The organism is Vibrio sp. 704, assembly GCF_033339295.1.
In genome coordinates this window covers 1-599 of the sequence record NZ_JAWOUH010000695.1, presented here as the reverse complement: position 1 = coordinate 599, position 599 = coordinate 1, and the positions used below count along the sequence as shown (strand labels likewise).

1 protein-coding gene is annotated in these 599 nt (G+C 45.9%); it reads left to right on the top strand.

Annotated features, from left to right (window positions below; genetic code table 11):
* The coding region (locus R7R24_RS28570) for a TatD family hydrolase (protein ID WP_318120438.1) at nucleotides 1–599 on the top strand (599 nt) is incomplete at both ends.

The following is a 599-nucleotide window of genomic DNA, read 5'->3' as shown; positions in this document are numbered from 1 at the left end:
TACGCGCTCGGTTTTCATCCGTATTTTCTAGAAGATAACGTTGAGCAGCACCTTGCAGAACTAGAACGCTATCTCAACCAAAAATCGCCACAGTGTGTGGCAATCGGAGAGTGCGGACTAGACTTTGCAGTTAACGTAGATCCTGAGCTACAAGAAAGGGCGCTTGAAACTCAATTTGAGCTGGCAAGGCGTTTCAATCTTCCTGTCATTTTGCACAGCCGGAAAGCACACAATCGACTCATTCAAATGGTCAAAGCGGCGAAGTTACCTCGTGGTGGCGTTTTGCACGCGTTTGCTGGTAGTTATCAGCAGGGGATGGAGTGGGTCAGATTAGGTTTTTTCATCGGTGTTGGTGGAACCATTACCTATCCGAGAGCCCATAAAACTCGCGACGCGATTCAAAGATTACCACTCGAAAATCTAGTTATAGAAACAGATGCTCCAGATATGCCTATACTTGGTTATCAAGGGGAGCCGAATCACCCTGCCAAACTCATTCATGTATTCAATGAGCTCGCAGAGTTGCATAGTGTGCGAAAGCAATCGATTGCCACTCAGCTGTGGGAAAATAGCAATTTTGCTTTCTCTATCTGTGAATA